At 41.3% G+C, this 24,787-nt stretch carries 20 protein-coding genes and 1 pseudogene; 2 read left to right on the forward strand and 19 right to left on the reverse strand.

The features are described 5' to 3' along the window. Positions 1-95: 95 nt before the first annotated feature. Positions 96-2,432, reverse strand: a complete 2,337-nt coding sequence (locus D8805_RS02710) for a cation-translocating P-type ATPase (protein WP_125415396.1) — start codon at positions 2,430-2,432, stop codon at positions 96-98. A 133-nt stretch (positions 2,433-2,565) separates the two neighbouring features. Here D8805_RS02710 and D8805_RS02715 point away from each other — a divergent pair, with 133 nt between their 5' ends. Then, complete coding sequence (locus tag D8805_RS02715) at positions 2,566-3,315, forward strand: lysophospholipid acyltransferase family protein (RefSeq protein ID WP_125415343.1); 750 nt, start codon at positions 2,566-2,568, stop codon at positions 3,313-3,315. A 224-nt stretch (positions 3,316-3,539) separates the two neighbouring features. Then, entirely contained in the window at positions 3,540-4,904 is a 1,365-nt protein-coding gene (locus D8805_RS02720) for an LPXTG cell wall anchor domain-containing protein (protein ID WP_125415344.1), read from the forward strand. A gap of 546 nt (positions 4,905-5,450) precedes the next feature. Here D8805_RS02720 and D8805_RS02725 read toward each other — a convergent pair. From D8805_RS02725 to D8805_RS02810, 18 genes and pseudogenes are all read right to left on the reverse strand, one after another. Next, a complete protein-coding gene (locus D8805_RS02725) occupies positions 5,451-6,143 on the reverse strand; it encodes an alpha/beta hydrolase-fold protein (protein WP_125415345.1) in 693 nt (230 codons plus the stop codon). After that, complete coding sequence (locus D8805_RS02730) at positions 6,124-7,134, reverse strand: ABC transporter substrate-binding protein (protein WP_125415346.1); 1,011 nt, start codon at positions 7,132-7,134, stop codon at positions 6,124-6,126. Before D8805_RS02730 ends, D8805_RS02725 begins: the two co-directional genes overlap by 20 nt. 19 nt (positions 7,135-7,153) lie before the next feature. Continuing rightward, positions 7,154-7,909 carry an ABC transporter ATP-binding protein gene (locus D8805_RS02735; RefSeq protein WP_125415347.1) on the reverse strand — a complete coding sequence of 252 codons (756 nt, stop codon included), beginning with the start codon at positions 7,907-7,909 and terminating at the stop codon, positions 7,154-7,156. 1 nt (position 7,910) lies between these two features. Next, on the reverse strand, positions 7,911-8,957 hold the full coding sequence (locus D8805_RS02740; RefSeq protein ID WP_125415348.1) for a FecCD family ABC transporter permease: 1,047 nt from the start codon (positions 8,955-8,957) through the stop codon (positions 7,911-7,913). Between the two features lie 339 nt (positions 8,958-9,296). Next, positions 9,297-9,566 carry a 30S ribosomal protein S15 gene (gene rpsO / locus D8805_RS02745; RefSeq protein ID WP_001018251.1) on the reverse strand — a complete coding sequence of 90 codons (270 nt, stop codon included), beginning with the start codon at positions 9,564-9,566 and terminating at the stop codon, positions 9,297-9,299. Positions 9,567-9,710: 144 nt separating this feature from the next. Then, positions 9,711-12,416 (reverse strand): FtsX-like permease family protein, encoded by a 2,706-nt coding sequence (locus D8805_RS02750; RefSeq protein WP_185774563.1) that lies wholly within the window; start codon positions 12,414-12,416, stop codon positions 9,711-9,713. After that, a pseudogene (locus tag D8805_RS02755) lies at positions 12,412-13,114 on the reverse strand (ABC transporter ATP-binding protein). The gene D8805_RS02750 and the pseudogene D8805_RS02755 overlap by 5 nt, the downstream one beginning before the upstream one ends. A gap of 121 nt (positions 13,115-13,235) precedes the next feature. After that, positions 13,236-13,928 carry a phosphoglycerate mutase gene (locus D8805_RS02760; protein WP_000240126.1) on the reverse strand — a complete coding sequence of 231 codons (693 nt, stop codon included), beginning with the start codon at positions 13,926-13,928 and terminating at the stop codon, positions 13,236-13,238. Positions 13,929-14,116: 188 nt separating this feature from the next. After that, positions 14,117-14,497 (reverse strand): hypothetical protein, encoded by a 381-nt coding sequence (locus D8805_RS02765; protein ID WP_000856379.1) that lies wholly within the window; start codon positions 14,495-14,497, stop codon positions 14,117-14,119. 325 nt (positions 14,498-14,822) lie between these two features. Further along, on the reverse strand, positions 14,823-17,615 hold the full coding sequence (gene ileS, locus D8805_RS02770; protein WP_125415350.1) for an isoleucine--tRNA ligase: 2,793 nt from the start codon (positions 17,613-17,615) through the stop codon (positions 14,823-14,825). A 254-nt stretch (positions 17,616-17,869) separates the two neighbouring features. Continuing rightward, positions 17,870-18,754: a DivIVA domain-containing protein gene (locus tag D8805_RS02775; protein WP_125415351.1), complete on the reverse strand. Its 885-nt coding sequence runs from the start codon at positions 18,752-18,754 to the stop codon at positions 17,870-17,872. A gap of 8 nt (positions 18,755-18,762) precedes the next feature. Further along, positions 18,763-19,554, reverse strand: a complete 792-nt coding sequence (locus D8805_RS02780) for a YlmH family RNA-binding protein (RefSeq protein ID WP_125415352.1) — start codon at positions 19,552-19,554, stop codon at positions 18,763-18,765. Next, entirely contained in the window at positions 19,551-19,811 is a 261-nt protein-coding gene (locus D8805_RS02785; protein ID WP_125415353.1) for a YggT family protein, read from the reverse strand. The genes D8805_RS02780 and D8805_RS02785 overlap by 4 nt, the downstream gene beginning before the upstream one ends. Beyond that, entirely contained in the window at positions 19,811-20,344 is a 534-nt protein-coding gene (locus D8805_RS02790) for a cell division protein SepF (protein WP_000053360.1), read from the reverse strand. The genes D8805_RS02785 and D8805_RS02790 overlap by 1 nt, the downstream gene beginning before the upstream one ends. Positions 20,345-20,353: 9 nt before the next feature. Next, positions 20,354-21,025 carry a YggS family pyridoxal phosphate-dependent enzyme gene (locus tag D8805_RS02795; RefSeq protein ID WP_125415354.1) on the reverse strand — a complete coding sequence of 224 codons (672 nt, stop codon included), beginning with the start codon at positions 21,023-21,025 and terminating at the stop codon, positions 20,354-20,356. Between the two features lie 3 nt (positions 21,026-21,028). After that, complete coding sequence (gene ftsZ / locus D8805_RS02800; RefSeq protein ID WP_004243484.1) at positions 21,029-22,285, reverse strand: cell division protein FtsZ; 1,257 nt, start codon at positions 22,283-22,285, stop codon at positions 21,029-21,031. Positions 22,286-22,301: 16 nt separating this feature from the next. Next, entirely contained in the window at positions 22,302-23,678 is a 1,377-nt protein-coding gene (ftsA, locus tag D8805_RS02805; RefSeq protein WP_125415355.1) for a cell division protein FtsA, read from the reverse strand. 235 nt (positions 23,679-23,913) lie between these two features. Continuing rightward, a complete protein-coding gene (locus tag D8805_RS02810) occupies positions 23,914-24,618 on the reverse strand; it encodes a YwaF family protein (RefSeq protein WP_125415356.1) in 705 nt (234 codons plus the stop codon). Between the last annotated feature and the right edge of the window lie 169 nt (positions 24,619-24,787).

Consider the following 24,787-nt stretch of genomic DNA (forward strand, 5'->3'; position numbering starts at 1 on the left):
TCACTTTCCAAAACTCTGTTACCTCTTATTATACCACATTTCAGCTGGCAATCTTGCACCTAAAAAGACCGCAATCCACAAATTGCAGTCTTACTTTATTTTTTCGCTTGGTAACGACTGGTTAGAATGAAAATCACTGTAAAGACCAGCATCATAGCTCCATAAACAGGTAGCGTTTGTCCTGTCAAAATTGAAATTTCAAGCAGTTTTTGAATCCTTGGGAAGAGGGCTGTGGCCAGGAAGCCTCCAACTGACCAAACAATCAAGAGCACACGCCAGAGGGTGAATGGCATGCAGGCTCTAAATACGGATAAGAAACCGATAGACCCAAGGAGATAATAGAGCAGGGTTGAGATTTCTAACTCAGACCAACCTTGACTCGTTCCAAATATTTTCACAAAGAGAACGCTGAAGACGACCATAAGGGCACTGGGTAAGGCACGAAGCATGGATCTTCTGAGAAAGTTTGGCTCGACAGGTTTGATATTTCGCTCAAAGGTCAGAACGAATGGCGGAAAACCTTCCACGAACTGGTCGATCATAGTAATTTGAATCGGGATGAAAGGGAAAATCAAGATCCATTCAGAACGTCCCAGAAGAACACTGGCGATACAGATCACAGCGAGCAAGAAGGAATAAATGGTCTTAATCAAGAAAATCGGTGCAATGTGGGCAATGTTATTGACTACGCGACGACCTTCAAAGAGAATCTCAGGAACATCATTAAAGTCTGAGTTCAACAGAACCAGATTGGCAATCTGACGAGTCGCAGGATCTCCTTCAGCCATTACGATAGAACAATCCGCCTCACGAAGGGCCAGAATATCATTGACTCCGTCTCCTGTCATAGCCGTTGTATGACCCGCTTTTTTCAGCGTTTGGATGATGAGTTTCTTTTGATGAGGAGAAACACGTCCGAAAATAGCTGTTTCTTCAGCCATAGCAATCAATTCCTCATCTGTGATTTTTGAACAGTCTACATAGCTGTCATAGTCCGCAAAACCGGCCTTCTGGGCAATGCTGGATACAGTGACCGGATTATCACCAGAGATAATCTTGAGGCCCACTTCTTGAGAACGGAGATAATCCAAAGTCTCTGCTGCTCCCTCTCGAATCGGATCCAAGATCTCCAGCAGTGCCAAGGCTTGAATATCAGATGGTTTTTGTGGCTTGTGGTGGTCCAGTTTTTCCTGACTGAGAGCCAAGACCAAGACACGAGAACCTCGCTCCAAGGCCTCTCTAGCTTCAGGGACTTCAGAGTCCAGCAACATCTCAGGTGCCCCTAAGAAAACCGTCCCCAGACCCTCTAACTCCATAGCTCCCCACTTGCGGTCGCTAGAGAAAGGAAGATTGGAAAGCATAGGATAGGCAGCTTCTCCCACAAAACGCTTTCGAATAGCTTGTGCAGTTGGATTCTTATCCTCACTATGGGCAATATAGCTGGTCAGGATGCTGGCAATAGTTTCTTCACCAAAAGTTTCCGTCAGTGGAAGAACATCCTCCACCTGCATCTTTCCTTGGGTGATGGTACCCGTCTTATCCAGACAGAGCATATCCACGCGTGCCAAGGTCTCAACAGAGTACATCTCCTGCACCAAGACCTTTTTCAGACCCAGCTTAATCACCGCGGTCAAGAGCGAGGTGATGGTCAAAAGGGCGATTCCCTTGGGCAACATACCCAAAAGAGCTGTCGACGAATTTACAACGGATGACTTGAGAGGTAAGCCTTTTAACATCAAGGCTTCTAGCAAGAGAGCCAGACCAAATGGAATGATAATCTTCCCAGTAAAGCCAGCTAGCTTGTCCAGCGATTTCATGATACGAGAGTTGATGGGTTTAACGGTCTTGGCTTCCAGCATGAGTTTGGCAGCATAGTTTTCTGCCCCAACATGATGAACTTGAGCTAAAACTGATCCACTGGCTAAGAAACTTCCAGACAAAAGCAAGGCGTCAACTTCCTTTTGTACCAAATCACTCTCACCAGTCAACATGGCTTCATTGACTTCTGCGAAACCTTCTAGAACCAGAGCATCACTAGGAATCTGCTCCCCAGCAGACAAACGAATGACATCTCCTAGAACCAATTCTTCCGGATTAAGGGCAACTTCCTGACCATCACGGATGGTTTTGACCTTTTCCTTGGTCATGAGATTGAGCTTGTCCACCATGTGTTTGGCCCGTAGTTCGGTCACAATCCCTGAAAAAGCGTTAAAGCAAATAACGGCAAAGAAAACCAGATTGCTCCAAGCCTGCACAAAAGCCAGCGCCAAAGCAATAGCAAAGTTTAAAGCGTTAAAAAGTGTAAAAACATTTCGTTTGATGATTTGCCAAGTACTGGTACTGGCCGATGCGGTAAAGTCATTGACCAAACCTTGAGCCTGTCTTTCCTTGACTTCTCTTTGGGATAATCCCATTATCTTATTTTTATCCATAAATTCTATCATATCATTTTTTCTAGCAGAATTCTAATCTCATCCAAAATATCTCCACTGATAACTGAAAAAGTTTGCCAGTAGTCTTTCGATAAGGTATAATAATAAAAGCAATACAATCGAAGGAGATCTCATGTTTTATACTTATTTGCGTGGACTAGTCATGCTGATCTTGTGGTCCATCAATGGCAATGCCCACTATCACAATACTGATAAAATCCCTAGTCAAGATGAAAACTATATCCTCGTCGCTCCTCATCGTACCTGGTGGGATCCTGTTTACATGGCCTTTGCGACCAAGCCAAAACAGTTCATCTTTATGGCCAAAAAAGAGCTTTTTAACAACCGCATCTTTGGCTGGTGGATCCGTATGTGTGGCGCCTTTCCTATCGACCGGGAAAACCCTAGCGCTTCTGCCATCAAATATCCTATTAACGTCCTCAAAAAAAGCGACCGTTCTCTCATCATGTTTCCAAGTGGGAGCCGCCACTCAAACGATGTCAAGGGAGGCGTATCCTTGATTGCCAAAATGGCCAAGGTCCGTATTATGCCTGTCACCTACACAGGTCCCATGACCTTGAAAGGCTTGGTTAGCCGTGAACGCGTCGATATGAACTTTGGAAATCCTATCGATATCTCAGATATCAAGAAAATGAATGATGAGGGGATCGAAATGGTTGCAGATCGTATCCAAGCAGAATTCCAACGTTTGGATGAAGAAGCCAAACAATGGCACAACGATAAAAAACCAAACCCACTCTGGTGGCTTGTCCGCATCCCTGCCCTTATCCTTGCAGTGCTTGTTGGTATCCTAACGATTATCTTTAGCTTTATCGCAAGCTTTATCTGGAATCCAGATAAGAAGAGAGAGGCTCTTGGTTAAGACAATGAGAACCGCTGCACAAAAACTCGATTTTAAGAGAAAATCCAGCAAGCCTTTCCATAAGAAATGCATAGCATCAATGTTTTTGGACACTTGTTGCTATGCATTTTTATGATATTTATCCCTGTATAATCAGAAGAAAACTCTACATTCTATATAGAATTTTTTTTGACAAATTACTTTGATTTTGATATTATATTATTAAAAAGGGGAGGATTTTTATAATGAATCATAAACATTCTTTATTCGGGAAGTGCAAGTCTGTTTTATTGACGGTTGCTCTAGCGTCTGCCTTTACAGCAATGGGGCAAGTTGATGCTGATGAGGTAAAGAATCCAAGTCAAGTTGCTAATGATCTTGCTCAAGTAGGTTCAAATGAACTTTCCACTAAAACTACTCAAACTAATCAGCAAATTTCCGAAACAGTTAAGGAGATTCAAGATAAAGTTAATGTCTCTGTAGTACCACTTGATAAAGCTCAACCTGGTGATATAGTTAAAGTAACTACTACTTCAACGGACGCCAAGGTAGATACTAAAGAAAACACAGCTGGTACAGAAGCAACTGCCAAAGCAGAGACTTCTGTAAGTGTTGAAACAACTCATTTAGCTGCTAAGGGAACTGCCGTTGGAGAAAAGACACCTGTTACAACAACAAAGACTGTTACAGATCACGTTAATACAGATGACTATGTAGCTAATGTTACTCAAACTATCAAGAAAACTACATTTGAAAAAGTTTTGAAAGAAGCAGATGTAATAATTACTAAACAAGCGGCTGGTTCTGCAGATATCGTCTTTACTATTGATAAGTCAGTTTCAATGGATTCTTCTATTCAAAATGTTGTACAGAATATCGAGAACTTTGTCCGTGATTTGGCTAATAAAAAAGTTGATGCTCGTCTTGGCTTAATCGCGTATGAGGCTGCTGACAATGTTCAATATTTCGATTTTAATGGATCTAAATTCACTAAGAATGTAGAGGAGTATATTAAGGCGCTTAGATCTATTCGAACATACGGCGGAACAGAAGAGCCTACAGTCCCTCTACATCATATCGCAACCTCAAAAGATTATGATTGGTCTACAGCTTCTAATAATCGTCGTTTTGCATTCTTAATTACTGATGAAAGTATTGATTTCCGTACTCCAGGCATTCCAACAGTAGAAGAGACTCTGAAAGCTCTTAAAGCAGCAGATATTTCTCTATCAGTTGTAGGGATGAGATACACAGAATCGACCTTCAAACCTTTAGTTGAGGGGACAAAAGGGCTTTATCTTAATATTAATCAAGAATTTTCTAGTCTTTTAAATCGTGATTTTACAAATCATGTTGTTAAGACTGTCCAAGAAGGACGTGTTTACCGCATCATAACAGAGAAATATGACTTCTTAACAGAGGCGCATGTCGTACTTAAACCAAAACCTATCGGAAGCACAAAGGCAGTTTATCATACTTCTACGCTTTCTAATAAAGTATCTGAATTACCCAAAACTGGTGAAAAGGCATCTTCTAATTTATCCGTACTTGGAGTTGCCTTAATTGCAGTAGCCTCTGGTTTGACTGTTGGTGTTAAGAAAAAAGATTAAAGAGATTCTTTTCATATAGAAGGTAGAGGAAAGGAGTTTTGCACCATTTAGATTCTTTGCCAACTATAACAAGAAAAATAGTTAACAATGAGAGAGGGCCTCTTGGTCTTCTCTTTTAATATATTAAGAGCAAATTTCATATTCTACTCTATCATCTCAAAAAGATTTTGTCCCTCTTTCTTTAGAAATAAAGGAGTATTTTCTTTTATCGAATAAATTCATGATAAAAATATCAGTCTTCAAAAATACATATTCCTAGTGTTAGTAATATAAAAATGACTGAGATTAAAGTGTGTGATTTTCTACAAATATCTATCATTTCATCAATCCTATAATATTCTTAATAAATCTCGTCTGCTCCTTTCCAATGACAATCCAGTCACTTTTCATTATAGAACATGTTTTTTTCTTCATTCAAAGAAACTCTAAAATCATAAAAACGCATAATATAAGAAACTCAGAGAGTTCATATTATGCGTTTTATTATAGAAAGTTTTACTGAATTTTCTCCTCAAATTTAATTTTTGCCTTGTCTCTCCTCTTACTTTATTCAATCTCCCATTTCTTTGCCAACCAGCTGGAAAAGGCTAGAAAGCGCTCAGCTACTTGCTCATGATGCCCATAAGGATCAAAGACAAACTGACCAGTTGGATAACGTTGCTGAAGGCTGGTATGGATCTGCTCAGCATAAACTGGTGCTTGAGCCAGACGATTGCTATGATGTGCTCCTTCTGTTTGACCATTCTGTAAATACAGCAAACAGTCTAGATTTTTCACCTTTTCTTCCTTGCAATATGTCACAAAATCAGGATACCAAAAGGAACCGCAGATAGAGAAGACACAGGAGACCTTATCAAAACGGAAAAGACTGTATACTGCCGCCAAACCACCTAGTGAGTAACCTCCATAGGCAAGGCGATTTTTGTCCAGGCGATAAAGTGCCTGCAACTTTTCTAAAAGATTACCAAATAAATGACCATGATAGGCATTTGCCTGACCGCCAAAATCTGGAGCCCCCTCTCTCAGAGCAGCTGCCTTCCAGGGAGTGTAGTCGTTTAGGCGATTTTTAGAGGTCAAACCAACTAAAATCACAGATTCTGAAAGGGATGATAGGAAATCCAAGTTTCCATCATTCAAGAGAATCGCTGGATAAGTTTGATTGGGATCATAAGTCGAAGGAAGGCTGACATTGACTTGGATTCCCTCCCAATCAAACTCATTATTTATTGATAAAGTCATTGATTTTCTCAAGGGAATCAATCACTGCTGGACCATAGTCCATCAACTCATCGTAAGAAATGGTCATGATTTTTTGATTCTTAATTGCAGGAACGTTTTCCAAAACAGCATTTTTCTTCATCAACTCTACTGCGTTGGCATCCAATTTTTTATTGCGGTCGCTAGTTACATAGATAATCAACTCAGGATCCATTGACACGAGATTTTCCAAGGTCAAGCCTGATGTTCCCGTTGCAACATTTGTATAACCAAGTTGATTCAACAAGCTTTCTTGCAAAGCAGACTTGTAGGCACCGAAGGTGTCGTCATTATAAGCAACCATTATCAAAGCCTTTTTCTTTTCACCTTGACTTGCTGGGTTTGCTTTCTTAACAGCGTCAATTTTAGCTTGTAATTGGGCTGCGTATTCATTGGCCTTGTCCTGAACATTGAAAATCATTCCAAGATTTTTGACATCTTCTACGATATTTCCCAAATCTTGCTGAATCGTTGAAAGAGAGGCTTTTTGTGTATAGACTGGGATTTTGTTTTCATTCCAAGTGCTAACTGTCCCCAAAGATTTTTCAGAAAACATCATGTTTCGACCCATCACCGCATCTGGCTCATAAGAAAGGACTGTCTCTTGTGAGACTGTTTTTTTATCACCGATTTGAGGAATCGTCGCAATCGCGTCCTTGTATTTACCTGTTACAGCATTGTCAGGGTTGAGCATACCAGCAATTTTATCCTTCAAACCTAGCTCCAATAAAATTTCAGTGGTTGAAAGATTGTTGGTGATAACTTTTTCAGGTGCCTTCTCAAAGACTTGTTCGACTTCATTCCCCTTAACATCATAGGTTTTGACCGTGAGTGGATAAGTCGTCTCTGTGCTGGCCTTTTGACTTGTTTCTGTGCTAGACTGCGTGGTAGCTTTTTCTGTAGTAGTGTTACCACAAGCTGCCATGGTTAGGGTAGCTACTGTTACGAGTAAAATGCTTAGTGTTTTTTTCATCTTATTTTCCTTTTCATTCTTATAAATAGTGAATCATAGCTTGCTGATCCTCGGTCCAAGTAACCTGACTTTGAACTCCGTATACAGATTGCAATGACTCAGGGGTAATGGTCTCCTTTGGAGTCCCTTGGTAAAGGATTTCCCCCTCTTTCATCAGATAGAGATAATCCGAATAGCGACAAGCAAGTTGAATATCATGCAGGACAGCTAGTACATTAATCTTGAGATTCTTCACAATGGCCAATAAGTCTAGCTGGTACTTGATATCCAGGTGATTGGTTGGTTCATCCAGGAGCAAGAGAGTCGGTTCTTGCGCCAAGGCGCGTGCTAATAAGACTCGCTGCTTTTCTCCCCCTGACAGGGACGAATAGAGACGGTTTTTCTTCTCAAGCATATCCACCTTGACGAGAGCATCTTGAACGAGGGCATAATCTCTTTCCTTTTCCTTCTGTAAAAAAGAGAGGTGGGGAGTTCTTCCCAGCAAGACGATTTCCTCAACTGTACAATCAAACTGCAATTGATTGAACTGGGTTACAACTGCCATTTGCTTGGCTGTTTCTTTTAGTGACCAATGCTCCAGTGGCTTTCCATCTAGGCTTATCAAGCCTTTGTCCGCCTTTTCCTGACGATAGAGGAGTTTAAGCAGGCTGGTTTTCCCACTCCCATTTGGTCCTAGTATCGTGTGAAATTGATGCCCCTCAACCTTAAGAGAAACTCCTTTGAGGATTTTTTTCTCTCCTAGTCCAAAGTGGACATCCTGACAAATCAAGTCCATATCAGGCCCTCACCTCCCTTCGCCTACCTCCAACAATGTAGATAAAGAAGGGAGCACCTACTAAGGCTGTGAAAATACCAATTGGAAGCTCAGCATTTGGAATGATGATACGAGAGAGTACATCTGCCCAGATGATAAAGAGGGCACCTAGTAAGGTCGCAACGGGAAAAAGTCTCTTGTAATTCGTTCCTACTAACCCTCGAGCTAAATGTGGAGTAATCAGACCGACAAATCCAATAATCCCACAGGTTGCCACTAAGACTGCTGTCAACACAGCCACCATTGTCACATAAAGATACCAATAAAAGCGTAAGGGAATCCCCAAAGTTAAAGCAGCCTCATCTCCCATCATCATCGCATTGAAAACACGATACTGAGTAGAGAAAAATAGAAAGGCTATTCCTACTACCATAGTTGGCAGGACTAAGTCAGACCAGGTAGTCCCGGCTAGCGAGCCCATGGTCCAAAATTTAATAGTCATCACACTGTCCGCATTAGCGCCGACTGAGATGATAAAGTTGGAAAAAGCCAGAAAGAGAGCGTTGACCACCGTTCCTGATAAAATCAGACTGGAAGTCGTCATTCTTCCCTGCATAGAGGCAATGATGAGAACAGCGACTGTCGCCAAAATAGCTCCAAGAAAAGCTCCTAGGCTAATCATCACCTTTAAACCAAGAATGATGCTTAGAGTTGCTCCTAGAGTTGCACCCGCAGATATTCCTAAGACATAAGGCTCTGCGATGGGATTGTTCACTGTAGACTGCATCACGCTACCACACATGGAAAGACCGGCCCCTACTATCAGACCTAACAATACTCGGGGGAATCTCATGTTCCATACAATGGCAAGAGTAGACTTGGAAACCTCTCCTATCTCAAGAGGAATCCCCAATCTGCTCAAAATAATCCGATAGGTATCTTCTAGATCAATCGCAACAGATCCCATAGAAACTGCTAGAAAGAGAGAAATCCCTAAAACACCTAACAAAATACCTAAAAGTAACACAAATTTCAGGTCCTGTCGGCTTCCAGAAAATTTGGAAAGCATGCAAACCTCCTTCGATAGAATATTAAAAATTTAGAAAATTCTCATGAAAAGTATACCATATTTCTATCATATGAACAAGGATAGAAACATATATAGAAAAAGCCCTCTGAAATCAGAGAGCTAATTTGAGCCTGGGCTAAAATCCTAGTGAAAAAGATGAAACTCCTTGTGTTCATCGAAGACTGCGTCGTTTCCCTATTTTCATACGGATTTTTAACGCCCTTAGCATCATAATTCTTGCTGGATAAAACGTTTATAGACTAGGCGACAAGCCGAAGATTGTACTGATGGTACATCGAGGCAAAGGCAACGAAGTATAGAAACGTTTTAGACGCAAGATTAGCGACGAAGTCCTAGAGAGTTAATCAACTCACGGTAACGGTTAACGTCGTTTTTACGCAAGTATGCAAGCAAGTTACGACGGCGACCGATTTTCTTCATCAATCCACGGTAAGTAGCGTGGTCTTTTTTGTGTTGTTTGATGTGTTCGTTAAGGTGGTTGATTTCCCAAGTAAGGACAGCAACTTGAACCTCTACTGAACCTGTATCACCTTCGTGACGTGCATATTGTGCGATGATTTCATTTTTTTTCTCTTTTGAGATTGCCATGATGTTTCTCCTTTTTATTTGGCTTCATCCGAGTGACAGGTTGGCATGCCTGTAACCAAGAAGAAGTTATTTGTCTTTACGACAGTTCTTATTCTACCAAGAAGCAGGGACTTTGTCAACTGATTTACTGTTTAAAACCGTGAATTACTCTACTGATTTCAGGGCTTCGAGCATATCCACTTTTCTCAAGTGGTGATTGACAAAGACACCCAGTAAGGCTAAGATTACAGTCACTGCGACGATTGGAAGAGCATAGACTTCCCAGCTGACTCGTGGATAAAAAAGTATAGTGGCAGGTGAAATCATTTGTATCAAAAATTGATGTAAATAATAGCCAGCTACCAAACCGAGAACAATCCCCACAAGGGATAGCACCATGGTCTCGCGGTAGATATAGAGGGTCACTTCTTTATTGTGGAAACCGAGAACCTTGATAGTGGAAAGTTCACGGATACGTTCTGCGACATTGATATTGGTGAGATTGTAGAGAATGACAATGGCTAGTAAAACGGAAACAAGGACAAGGATTGCCATGGTTTTATTGAGCGAACTAGCCACGGATTCAAAGAGATGGATGGCAGTCGCATTTTGGACCACCCCAGAAACAGCAGCTTTTTCCATGAAGGTAGCAGCTTCTTTCTCCGTATTGGAAGGTGTTGGATCTTTTAATTTTACTAGGTAGGTATTGTCTTGTGGACTGGTGCTGTAGACTTGTTCGTAAGTCGCTCGGTTGAGATAAACAAAGTGTCCAACATAGTTTTCAGAAATAGCCGCGACCTTGATTTCCTTCCCATCAAGCTCCAATTTGTCCCCAACCTTAACATTTGCTAGTTGAGCTAGTTTTTGACTCACGACCGCTCCATCGGTGACCTGCAACTCTTGCCCATTTTCCTGTAAAGCGATAAAGGGCTTGAAATCTTCTCCACTAGTAACCATCATGGTGATGGTTTGAAGTCCTGCTTTTCCTTTGAAATCTTTTTCAATGGATTTAGAGTAAATCTTTTGATAAGCATAGATAGGCTCAGCTTGCAAGGCACTTTCTAGATCTGTTTTTTCTTGCTCACTGGCACTGCTCTTTTCCGCTACGATCATCTGGTATTGCTGGATTTGTTCAAATTGACGCTCGACAACTCCTCCTACAGAAGACTGAATGCCAAGACCTGCAAATAAGAGAGCCACCGAACCTGCAACTCCAAAAATGGTCATCAACATCCGTTGCTTATAACGGAAAATATTTCGCGCAGTAACCTTATGAGTAAAACTCAAACGACTCCAAATAAAGCTCAGGCGTTCCAATAAAATTTTTGATCCTTTAACGGGAGGTTTGGGAAGCAAGAGTTGGGCTGCTTCATCGTGTAATTCCCTCCGAGCCACCAGATAAGCTGGCAAAACGCTGGATACCCAACTTAAGGTTAGGGCAAGGAGGCTATAAGACCAGTAAAAATACTCCTGACTTTTTCCAACGACCATCCCAGCAGTTATAACATCTGAAATCACTCCTGCAAGGAGATAATGTCCTAGAAGTGTTCCTAAGATAGTGCCTACAGTTCCTGCAAGAAAACCATAGAGAACAAACTTGGCAACTATATCTCGATTTCGGTAACCTAGAGCCTTAAAAATACCAGCATTGGTGCGTTCTTCGTCTACAAAGCGAGTCATCGTTGTAAAGGTCACCATTGCAGCGACCATATAAAGCACCACGGGGAAGATATTCCCGACAGAACGAATGCTTGCTGAAGCGTTACTATACATGAGATAGCCTTGACCACCTGGCATGGTTTGTCGGTTGTAAACATGGTAAGTCGGCTCTGCCAGTTCATCCAGCTCTTTCTGACGTTGTTCAAGCTTCTCTTTTTCCTTGGCTAGATTACTCTCTGTCTGAGCCATTTTTTCTTTTTCTGTAGCCAATTCCTCCTTAGCTTTTGTCAATTGCTCCTTGGCTTGACTCTTTTGAGGCTCTGGCAAAGCGGTCACTTGTTCTTCTTGCGTTTTCAAGCGACTTTCAGCCTGCTCTAAGTGACTCTTGCCATTTTGAAGGTTACCTTCTGCTGTTTGGAGCTGCTCTTTCCCATCTTCCAAGCTCTTTTGTCCATTTGATTTGATGCTGGTCAATCGTTTTTGACCATTATCAGCTAGCAAGTCTTGCAAGTCTTCCTGATGTTGATCTCGTTTGCTCCTATAGTCTGATGAAAAAGCACCCAGATTTTTTAAATCATCATAGCGCACACGCGCAATGCTATAAACATCTGAGTCAAACTGGCTGGGTAAAATCGCTCCATAGCCAGCCAAGCTTCCATTTCCACTACTAGCACTCCCTAAGTCTTTTTGAGAAAGCATCTCACCCGACTGAACAAATCCAGTAATTGTGAAAGTTTGGGATTTTAGGACGGACTTTTCTTCTTTCTTAGTAAAAGTAATGGTCTCTCCAATCTGATAGCGGTCTTTCCAGAAATCAGCCAAGGCAATTTCCCCATTAGCCTCTGGCAGTCGCCCTTCTGTCACTTGGAAGGTTGAAATGCTCTCTGGTTTGGAATAAAGTCGAACCGCTTCTTCACTATTTTCAACGGTTAGGTCTGCCATATAGCCAAACTCAACACTTGCTCTTTGAAGTGTCTTTAGTTCGTCTTGGTCTTCTTTGTCCAAGCCATAATCAGCTATCACGGCCAGATCCAAAGTATTGGCTTTACGGAGATAATCCTCTGCCGTACGTTCCATGTTTGGACTGGCTACTTTAAGACCTACTAGAGCTAGAGAACCCAGCATCATCAAGGTCAAGATAGAAACAAAGCGTCCCTTTGATGTCGTCACTGACTGAATTAGGTCTTTCCGATATGCTTTTTTCATGCTAATACTCCAATGTATCGATATCCTGCGGATGCTCATTGATCGTCATGCTCTTAACCGTGGCATCGCGCATGTGAATCACCCGATCTGCAATAGGGGCTAGCGCGCCATTGTGGGTCACGATAATCACTGTCGCCCCCTTTTGACGAGACATGTCTTGGAGAATTTTCAAGACTTGCTTCCCCGTCTGGTAATCCAAAGCACCTGTCGGTTCATCACAAAGGAGGATTTTAGGATTTTTGGCTACTGCCCGTGCAATAGAGACTCGCTGTTGCTCCCCTCCAGAAAGCTGGGCTGGAAAGTTATTGAGGCGATGACCTAGCCCTACGTCTTTGAGCACTTGCTCTGGATCCAAGGCATCTATCACGATTTCTGAAGCCAGTTCCACATTTTCCTTGGCTGTCAGATTGGAGACCAGATTGTAAAACTGAAAAACAAAGCCTACATCTTCACGACGATAGTTTGTTCGTTGGTGCGAACTATAGTTGGCAATATTGGCACCATCAATCCAAATCTCCCCCTCATCATTGGTATCCATACCTCCTAAAAGATTGAGAACGGTTGATTTTCCAGCACCTGAAGCACCAAGAATAATGACCAGCTCCCCCCTTTTCAATTTCAAAATTCACATCTCGATTAGCCACAATCTCCGTATCCCCAACCTGGTAACGCTTGTAGCTGTGTTTCATTTCAATATAAGCCATCGTCCTTCTCTCTTTCTTACAATTAAGTCACTCTTTACTATCATTATAACGCTTTTTCAACTAGTTGGAAACTAGAAGCAAAAACAAAAAAGCCTAGTAATCTAGGCTTTCTGTTTATAGATTATTTTCCAAGGTAGTATTCAGAAACTACGTTCAATTTTTCGTCGAATTCGAATACCAATGGTGGGAAGTTAGGGATTTCCACGTCCATGATTTCGTCGTCTGACAAGCGTTTGATGTGTTTTACAAGGGCACGAATTGAGTTACCGTGAGCTCCTACGAATACATTTTTACCATCTTTAAGTGCTGGAGCGATTTTGTCTTCCCAGAATGGAAGGGCACGTTCCAAAGTCACTTTCAAGTTTTCAGCATCTGGGATAACTGAGTCGTCAAGTGAAGCGTAACGACGGTCAGTGTGAGCTGAGTGCTCATCATCACGGTCCATGTTTGGAGGCAATACATCGTATGAACGACGCCAGATGTGTACTTGCTCATCACCAAATTGTTCAGCAGCTTCAGCCTTGTTTTTACCAGTCAAACCACCGTAGTGACGTTCGTTCAAGCGCCATGATTTTTCAACTGGAACCCACAATTGGTCAGCAGCCTCAAGAGCCAAGTTTGTAGTTTTGATCGCACGTTTCAATACTGAAGTGTAAGCTTGGTCAAATTCGATACCAGCTTCTTTGATCAATTTACCAGCGTCAATCGCTTGTTGTGTTCCTTTTTCAGACAAATCAACATCAGCCCAACCAGTGAAAAGGTTAGCTTTGTTCCATTCAGACTCACCGTGGCGAGCAAAAACCAATTTTACCATTAGATGGATTCTCCTTTTATTTTTCGAGGTTTCCCTCGTTTATCTATTCTATTTTACACAATTTTTCACAAAAAAGCTAGTCAAAATCAACTAAAAAGAGAAGAGCTTATCAGTCTTCTCTTTATCACACTATCATAATTGTTCTTGATAGACGATGAAATAGTCCCGTCCAAATAATTGGAAAACTACTACTCTTCAATTACAAATTTTTTCAATGTTCCAAAGTAAAGTGAACCACCAATAATGGTTAGAATTCCACCTACCCATCCCAAAAATGGAATCAAGCCGACCGCACCACCTACAATGAGCAAAACAGAAGGTGCATTCGTAACACGTTCATCATCTTTATAATAAACAATAGCAACAATTCCCAATACCAAAACAGCAATTTTAACCAATGACAAAATAATTGAGAGCCCTGTCAATGTCCCAACTGTTACATCTGCGTCTTCAGTTGCCGCAGCAGCTCCAACAGCCATGATAAACATGATGACTGGCGCTAAAAGCAATACAATTCCTGAAATAAGACCAAAAATAGCATTAACACGAGCAAGTGTATTTGTTTTCATAATAATCTCCTTAAAATTTTTATAGGTATTATTCTATTATAATTTCTCTAAAAATTAAACAATCTTATAAAATTTTATAATAAATATTGATTTCAAAAAATAATTTTAAGTTCTATAGTCTCTTTATAATTAGTAGAAATATAAAATTATGAGAAAACTGAATAGTTGATTATGTTAATTATCTACACGGACAGGCCAGGAAGAACTTCATTTTAGGAAATGGACTAGTAAATTTTCCCATGATAAAACGCATAATAGCAAAGCACTTGAACTCTTGATATTACGCGTTTTTATGATTTTAGCGACCTTTCTCAGTCTATTCTGATTATTTCGTTTCAAATCCTTCTGCGACTGCATCCGCAAAGTTTTCTTCTACGATGCTTGCACAGTGGTCACAGATAACTGCATGGTAACTGCGTTCGGCAGTAGTTGGATCGATACGACGGCAACGGTCACATACTTCACCTGCAGCGCGTTCAACTGTAAAGGCCACATCCTCAAAGCTAACTGCACCTTCTGGAGCTGGTCCTTCTGCAATAGTCAATTCTGACACGATCAAGAGTTGAGCTACATTGCTGTTTACTGCTCCAAGAAGCGTTCTCACCACTTCATTTGGATAAACTGTCAAGTGTGCTTCAAGCGATTTACCGATTACTTTTGCATTACGAGCTTCTTCCAAGGCTTTTTGAGCTTGTCCACGGAAGTCCATGAAAGCTGCCCATGTATCCAAGATTTCTTCTTGGTTAGCAAAGGTTTGAGCTTCTGGTAATTCTGACAATTGAACGAAGTCTTCAGCTTCAAACTCAAGATATGACCAGATTTCTTCCGCAGTATGAGGAAGGATTGGTGTCAAGAGTTTGGTGATTTTAACAAGGATGTCATAGAAGACAGTCTGCATTTGACGGCGTTCGAGTGATTTTGCACCTTCGATGTAGACAACGTCTTTAGCAAAGTCAAGGTAGAAGGCTGACAAATCAACATTGATAAAGTTCACCAAGGCCTTGTAGATAGTCAAGAATTCGAAGTCAGCATAGGCTTCACGAATAGTCTTAACAAGCTGGTTAAAGCGGATAGTCATGTACTTATCAACAGAACGAAGCTCTGGGTACGCTACAGTATCCTCAACTGGGTTAAAGTCAGAAGTGTTGGCAATCAAGAAACGAAGAGTGTTACGAATCTTACGGTAGGTTTCAGAGACTTGGCTCAAGATATCCATAGAGATACGCACGTCGTTGCTTGAGTCAACACTTGTTACCCAGAGGCGCAAGATTTCCGCACCAAATTGTTTTTCAACATCACTTGGAGCAATCGTATTCCCAAGGGATTTAGACATCTTCTCACCTTTACCATCAAGGGCAAAACCTTGTGATAAGATTTGTTTGTATGGCGCTACGCCATGGTTGGCAACTGATGTGATGAGTGAAGAGTTGAACCAACCACGGTATTGGTCAGAACCTTCCAGGTAAAGATCTGCTGGGTATTTGAGTTCTGGACGGTTGACCACCACTCCATTCCATGATGAACCTGAGTCAAACCAAACGTCCATGATGTCTGTTTCTTTCTTGAACTCGCCATTTGGTGAACCTGGGTGGCTAAATCCTTCTGGCAAAAGGTCTTTTGCATCACGTTCCCACCAGATGATAGAACCGTGTTCCTCAAAGAGTTGAGCTACATGCTCGATCGTTTCAGCTGTCATGATTGGTGTGCCGTCTTCTGCATAGAAGATAGGAAGTGGAACTCCCCAAGCACGTTGGCGAGAGATGACCCAGTCCCCACGGTCGCGGATCATGTTGTAAAGGCGCACTTTACCCCATTCTGAATGGAATTTCACTTTTTCAATTTCGTCCAAGATTTCTTGGCGGAATTTTGATACAGAGGCAAACCATTGTGGTACTGCACGCCAGATGATTGGTTTTTTCGTACGCCAGTCAAATGGGTATGAGTGTGAAATTTCTTCTTGAGCAAGGAGCAAATCGCCCAGTTTTTCGATAACAGTTGGTACAACCTTGTCATAGAATTGACCTTCAAAGTCAGAGCCAGCATTGGCCATCATAATACCGCGTTCGTTAACTGTTACAGCAACTTCAAGACCGTTGGCAACACCGACATTGTAGTCATCCTCACCAAAACCTGGAGCTGTATGGACGATACCTGTACCAGAGTCAGTCGTAACGTGGTCACCAAGAATCACCAACTCATCTACAGCTGTATCCCATGGGTGAGCTGTCACAATTTTATTCAATTCTTGACCACGGTAAGTCGCCAAAACTTGAACATCAGCCCAGCCAAATTTCTCAGAAAGGCTGTTCAACAATTCTGCAGCAACCACAAACTTACGAGATTCGCCAGCAGGTTGTACGACTACGTAGTCAATATCCGCTCCAACTGTCAAACCACGAGAAGCTGTGATGGTAAATGGAGTTGTTGTCCAGACAACGATGTAAGTATCTGTATCTAGCACACCTTTTCCGTCTTTGACACGGTTAGCATAGTAAAGGGAAGTTGAAAGCAAGTCATGGTATTCAATTTCCGCTTCAGCAAGGGCTGATTCAGATGACCATGACCAATAAACTGGCTTGGCACCACGGTAGATATAGCCTTTTTTAGCCATTTCACCAAAAACACGGATCTGAGCTGCTTCATAGTCAGGAGTCAAGGTTACATAAGGATTTTCCCAGTCACCAGAAACCCCCAAACGCTTAAAGTCTTCTCGTTGTTTATCAACTTGAGAAAGAGCATACTCACGGCAAAGTTTCAAGTACTCAACCAAGTCCATTTCTTTACGTTTCACGCCTTGTTTTGCCAAGACTTGCTCGATTGGCAAACCATGTGTATCCCAACCTGGGATATAAGGAGCATAAAATCCTGACATAGACTTAGAACGAACAATAATATCTTTGGAAATCTTGTTCATAGCGTGTCCAACGTGGATATTTCCGTTCGCGTATGGAGGCCCATCATGCAAGGTGAAATGAGGTTTTCCTTGGTTCAATTCTTGACGGCGTTGGTAAAGTTTTGCATCTTCCCATTCCTTTTGCCAAACTGGCTCTTTAGTAGGAAGTCCAGCACGCATTGGAAATTCAGTTTTTCCAAGATTTAGGGTATCTTTGAGTTTCATTATATCTCCTTTATTATATTGACAAATTAAAAACCACGAATCGCTAAAAAGGACGAAAATCGTGGTACCACCTTTGTTCGGAAAAAGACTTTGTCTTTTCCCCTCTTGTCCCGTAACGTGGGAAACGTCCAGCCTTACTAATTTCAAACTGAATTACTTGAGAGGATAATCTCACCACTAGGGATTGCAGGACTCACACCGTCTCCTACTCGCTGAAAATATAGTTGGTTAGATCTTGTTCTCACATTTATTTCTTATAATATTGTAACGGATTCTTGTTGTGCTTCATGTCTAGTAGTTGAAGAAGCAGTTCCAGTTGCTGATGGTGATACTGAGAAATACTCTGTCACGATTTCTGAATCCTCATGTTGTGGCTCAACTGAATGAGACTGTATCTCTTCTACAAGCGTATCGATGTCTAACACAGGATTTTCCGCTTGACTGTTAGCCTGCTGAGCTTCAAACTCAGCTAATTCTTTGTTACCTGCTTCAATGCGGGCTTGTAACTCAGCCATTTCTTCAGGTGAAAATTGGCGAGTCACATCAATCGGCTCTTCTTCTGGTTGCGAAGGAACAGCTTCTCCCAAGACCTCTCCTACAACTTCCTTAAAGGCTTCATCACTTGTTTGGAGATAAGTCGCAGTCGGACGAAGAATGTCTTCCCAATCTGAAGACTCGACAATTGCCAACTGGCTCTCAATCGTAGATTTGAGACGTTGATGAAATACACGGCTTTTGTTTTTCAATTCCTCTGTCTCAACAGCTACTTTCTTAGCATTATCTGTTGCCTGACGTAGGATTTCATTAGCCTTGTACTTTGCCTCTTCAAGGAGGCGCTGGGCATCTTGCTCAGCCTGTTGAATAATATTGTTTGAGCGCTCTTGAGCAGCTTGCTTTACACGTTCAGCCGTATCTTGAGCAATCAAAACAGACTGGCTCAAAGAATCTTTCATCTCATCAAAGTAAGACAAGCGCTCTTCTAAACTTCTAATGTGTCTTTCCATTTCGTGATTATTGCGAACTAAGTCCTCGTAATCACGAACAACAATATCAAGAAATTCATCTACTTCTTCTGGATCAAACCCTCTGAATTTCGTAGAAAAGGTTTTATCTTTAATTTCTAATGATGTAATTGGCATACTTTTCCTCACTTACTTAATAATAATTGGATAGTCAGTTTTATCTTATTCCTTTTAGTTTGCCCATTTTCTTTGACAATCTTCAGACGACCAAACTTTCTCACACTAATCAAATCCCCTACAGCTACTAGATAATCTAATTTTTCAATGGGGTGGTAGTTTACCTGAACAGATTTTTTCTCTATGAGTTGACTAGCCTGCTTTCTGGATAATTTCAAGGTACTTGATAAGAGGGCATCCAAACGAAAACTGGAAATCAAAATCTCTTGTTCTTGATAATTGATCTCAGATATGATTTTATCGGTGAAAGGACATTCCTCCAGCGACACAGGTAATCTGGCAATCTTTTGTATCCCATCCTGAAACAGAGGGATAAAATCACGATTGACAAAAATCTGTGCTCTCTTTTCATCTACCAAGATATCACCAAAGAGCTTACGATCAATTCCTAGTTGATTAATGATTGTCCCCAAAATCTTTGCATGTGTTAGCTGTTCAAATCTACTTGGATAACGGATCTCTAGCAATGCCATTTCAAAATCTGACAGTGTCGGACTGAAATAGTCCGGATACAGAAGGACACGGACAAATTCCGTATGGATATATTCTCCGCTACTCACACAGCCCAGTCCATAGGTCCCAGCCAAAACCCTCAATATATGTTCCTGATGCGGGTTGACAAAAGCAGTGAGGACAGGAGTATAAGTATCTTCCACCCGCTTGATCCACTCTAATCCCTTATCAATAAAGGGAGCATCATCAAGGGAAAAGTGCTGGTAAATCGCTTTATTTGTCATCATAGTATCAACAAGAAACGAATCAAGCTGTCACCCAAAAAACGGACGATTAAGATTGCCAGCCAAATGGATAAATCCAAACCTCCAAATTGTAAAGGTAAACGGCGAAGTGGATCAACAATCGGTCTAACAAGCTTTTCCAGTAAACGTTCTAGTGAACTACCATAAGAATTTGGAAACCAAGAGAGGAGTGCATAGATTAACAAAAGCAGGGAATAGATATTCACTGCATTTTGGATCAGACGAATCAGAAAAATCATTATTTCGCTCTACTTCGTTTAATATCAAAACCAAATTCCGCACTTTGAGAATCATCAGGCAACTTGATATCTTCAATATTCACAACCACATTGACTGGTGTCAACAAATACATTGTACTCGCAACTTTTTTCAAATTACCTGCCAAAACATGACGGGCACCGTCCAGATAGTCTAGACAACGACGAGCCTGAACCTCTGTCATGTACTGGAAGTCAATCAAGATACTTTCATTTCCAGCCAATAAATCCACAATCTCTGTTGCATCCTCATATTTTCTAGGATAACGAACATCAATCGTCACTTTTTCATCTGTACGATGGCTTTGCATAGCCAATTCTTGTTGGCGAGCATGTAAGCGAGTGATGTTGGCATCTTTTGAAGTGGTTGATTGAAACTGCGCTGGCAGTTCTTTAGAAGCTGAACTCGATGAAGCAATCATCTGTTCATCCTGAGGTTGATAAGTCGCAGTTGTTTCTTCCCCATCTTCTGTAAAATAATCTATAAATTTATCAAATCTATCTTTTAAAGACATAGATCTCTCCTATTTAAAAAATGCTGTGCCAATTCGAACAAAGGTCGAACCAAATTGAATCGCTTCATTATAGTCACGACTCATGCCCATGCTCAACTCTGTCATCGGCATATTAGGAATTTGTTTTTCTCTAATTTCTGCTTGCAGTTCCTGAGTTTTCTTGAAAATTTGTTTCAATTCATCAGAATCTGCCTCAAAAGGAGCCATGGTCATCAAACCAACATACTCAATCTGATCCAGCTGAGCCAAGTCTGGCAAAAGTTCTAGTAATTCTTCTTTGGAAAAACCGTGCTTACTTTCTTCTCCTGAAATATTGACCTGTAGGAAACACTTGATAACATGATCTGTTCTCTTTTGAATCTCCTGTGCCAATTTCAAGGAATCTAAAGCATGAAAGTAATCCACAAAAGGGATTACTTCTTTGACCTTCCGTCTTTGTAGCGTTCCAATCAAATGCCAAGTGACGGGGAATTCTTTTAACGTCTGATATTTTTCTAAAAATTTATCAACACGATTTTCACCAATATGATGAACACCCAGGGGAAGCAAGGCTTCCGCTGTTTTTACGTCCACATATTTCGTCACTGCAATAATTGAAACAGAAGCTGGATCACGATTTGCTTCTCGGCTAGCTTCAGCGACCTGCTGAAAAACGAACTCTGTATTTTTTTTCAAATCCATTAATTAACGATTCTTGAAGAATGGAGGTGTGTCCAACTCATCTTCGTCCTGATAAGTCGGTGCTTCGAAACGTTCTACAGGTGATACGACTGAATCAGTTTGACGAACGATTGATTCACGACGCAAGTCCCAATCACCAAAAGCAGAAGATTGACTTGTTTCAAAACGTCGTTGGCTTTGTTTTGGTAATTCTGCTGTATCTTCTAGGTCAAAATGACGATCAAAATTTTGAGGGTGCGGTTGTCTTGAGGCTTCACGACGAGCCGCTTGTTTTACTGGAGAACCAACAACTTTTTCCACTCGCTCTTGACGAACACCTGTCGCTACAACTGTTACACGGATTTCATCCTTCATGCTTTCGTCAATTGATGTTCCAAGCCAGATGTTTACACCTTGGCCAGCTGCTTGGTTGACGATTTCTGAAGCTTCTTCTGCTTCAATCAAGGTCAAATCAAGACCACCAGTAACGTTGACGATGACATCCTCTGCCCCATCGATAGTTGTTTCAAGAAGTGGAGAGTAAATTGCTTTACGAGCCGCTTCAACAACGCGCTCTTCACCACTGCCAATACCGATACCCATAAGGGCATTCCCTTTGTTTGCCATAACCGTTTTCACGTCAGCAAAGTCAAGGTTGATCAAACCTGGGTTAGTAATCAAGTCTGTAATTCCTTGAACACCTTGGCGAAGGACGTTATCTGCTTCACTAAGAGCTTCAAGAAGCGGTGTCTTCTTATCAACAATTTCAAGCAAGTTGTTGTTTGAAATGATCAACAAAGTATCAACATGTTCGCGAAGTTCGTTGATTCCTTCTACAGCGTACTGACCACGTTTGCTTCCTTCAAAGCCAAAAGGACGTGTCACAACACCTACTGTAAGGGCACCTAAATCTTTAGCAATACGTGCAATAACAGGGGCAGCTCCTGTACCAGATCCACCACCCATACCAGCAGTGATAAAGACCATGTCTGCACCGCTAATCGCTGCTGTCAATGCTTCTTCGCTTTCTTCAGCAGCCTTACGACCAACCTCAGGTCGACCTCCAGCACCCAAACCACGAGTCAACTTTGGTCCGAGTTGGATAACTGTTTCAGCTTTTGTACTGCTTAAGGCTTGTACGTCTGTGTTCGCCGCAATGAATTCTACGCCTGAAACACCTTCGTCGATCATGCGGTTAATAGCATTACCACCGCCTCCACCGACACCAATTACTTTAATAACTGCACCTTGAGCAGCTGCTGTATCAAATGAAAATGTCATAATTTCTTTTCCTCTTTTATTCATCAAACATGCTTCCGATCAAGCTACGGAAACGGTCTGTTAATTTCGGTTTATCTTGAGAACTTGCTTGGAATTCGTCTCTTGGAGCAAGGCCACTGTCAGGTGTGATTTCAGTTGCTGCAGTAGCTGGTTGCACTGGAGTTGATTGTATAATCGGTGTTACACTTTGATTTGAAACACCAAAATTAATTGGTTTTTGGCGAAGGAATTCATCTCCTCTGACTGCCTTTTGAGCCAGAAGATTCACTTCTGTCAATTTACCTGCAAACTCAGACAAGCTGATCACATGGGCAAAAGCAGGGTTGCGAATTCCCACTTGATTTGGCACATAGAGTTTCACTCGAACACCAAACACTTCTTGCGCCAATTCGACAACTCCTGGTAAAATCGCATTTCCGCCGATCAGAACGATACCACCTGGTAGATCCAACAAGTGTCTTCTGTCTAACTCCTGTTTAACTTGATCAAAAATATGTTTGATACGTGCTGAGATAATTTCTGCCAAGTAACTTTCTGTCACTTCAACGGGCTCTACTTCACCAATGACTTCAACTTGGAAAGTCTCGTTACTTGCTAGTGGAACATAAGCTTCACCATAGTTTAGTTTCAAACTTTCTGCGATTTTTTGGGAAGTTTTTAAGACTTTGGAAATGTCTTTAGTGACATATTCTCCACCTTCTTGGTAAATGTTTGTAAATTGCAATTCTTGATTGCGAATGGTTGCAACTGTAGTCTGTCCACCACCCATATCAATCACTGTCGCACCAAACTCACGTTCTCCCTCGTTGAGAACTGAATTTACAATGGCTAATGGTGAGATGATGACGTTGTCAACATGAATTCCCACACGCTCCACGGTTTTACGAAGGTTATGAAGAATGGTACGAGGTCCTGTGTAAAGTAAGCCACGCATTTCCAAACGCACCCCCATCATGCCACGAGGGTCACGAATACCTTGGAAACCATCTACGATAAATTCTTCTGGAATGAAAGTAATCACTTCACGATCAGGCGTCATGCTCTTAGTCAAAGCTGATTTGACAACATTCTCTACGTCTTGATCTGTAATTTCTTTTGTATCTGATGTTACAGGAATCATTCCTTGAGTTGGTTCAACCTGCAAGAGGTTTGCTGGTAAACCAACATTGACAGACTTGATTGAAATTCCTGCCTTCTCTTCTGCCTGGGAAATTGCGGATTTAATTGCTGAAGCAGCAGCCTCAATATCAACGATAATCCCGTCTTTGACACCTTTACTCTTGGCATTGCTAACGCCAATTACATTTACTTCACCATCTCTATGTTCGGCAACCAGCACTTTGATGGAGCTAGTTCCGATATCTAAGCCTGTAAAAAAACCATCTCTAGTCATTACATTGCGTCCTCTCTGTCTTCCAAGTTTCTCACTTCTATTTTCAATAACTGTGACGAGACACAGCTATTCACAAAATATTATAACACAAAAAATCCAATCGTGCTTAGTTTTTCATAAATTTCCTCTAGGTTTTTTGTAAAAGTTTTTTAAACAATTTTTCTCAGGAGCAATCATTATTTTTATATCCTTACAGCTATATTTTGCATATTTAATCAAAAAAGAGAAGGCCTTTTTAAGCTTTCTCTTGAATCATTTTTTCTGCTCTTTGTTGCAAAAAGACCTCTAGTACTTTTGCAGTCAAGCTGATAGCTGCTACCAACACACTGGACACGATGAGGTAATTCGCTAATAGTCCGTGATTTCCCACTAGTGGTGGTTTATTTAAAAATCCATAATCTCCACCTACAACCAAGTTGACAACTCCTATCAAGGCATTTAGAGAAAATGTAATCACTGTCACATTTTTCAAATTGAGCAGGGAAGTTTCATAATTCTTAAACAAGTATAAGAGCGCATTCCCCAAAAGTGCCACGTGCCCGATGATAAAGGACAGGATAGTCACATGCGGAAACGGATAAGGGTCAAAGAGTGGATAAGCCAGAGCTGCAGTTGCTCCAAAGGTTCCTAGAAGGGCAAAGTATTGCTTGTACTTGGAAGTCCCTGGTATTAATAGCATAACAAACATGGCGATACGGCAATGATAGAAGGGCAAACTTTCCGATAAGGGCATTTGATTCCCCCAATACCAGCTATACAGAACAATCAGTTGAAGAGACTGAAGGAACTGAATGAAGCGCTGGTAAGCCACCTTGTCACGGTAACGATATGAAACATAGAAAGTAAGAGCCAGTAAACATAACAAACCAATATACCAGTGGAGTTCAAACTGGGGCGGTTCTGATATCTGTGTGGTAAATAATTGTTCCCACAAATTCATATTCTATTCCTCGTTCATCTAGCCAGAGTAGTAAAAAGCTCACTATTCTAGCTTTTAAATTTTTTTGAAAAAGCTTGATTCTATACCATGCATAGAATACTTGCTGCTTAAATTCGCAACCTATTATATCATTTGTCTCACAGAAATGCACCTTACAAACACCCTTTTT

Source organism: Streptococcus oralis subsp. dentisani (genome assembly GCF_003944205.1).
Lineage (GTDB): Bacteria > Bacillota > Bacilli > Lactobacillales > Streptococcaceae > Streptococcus > Streptococcus oralis_BH.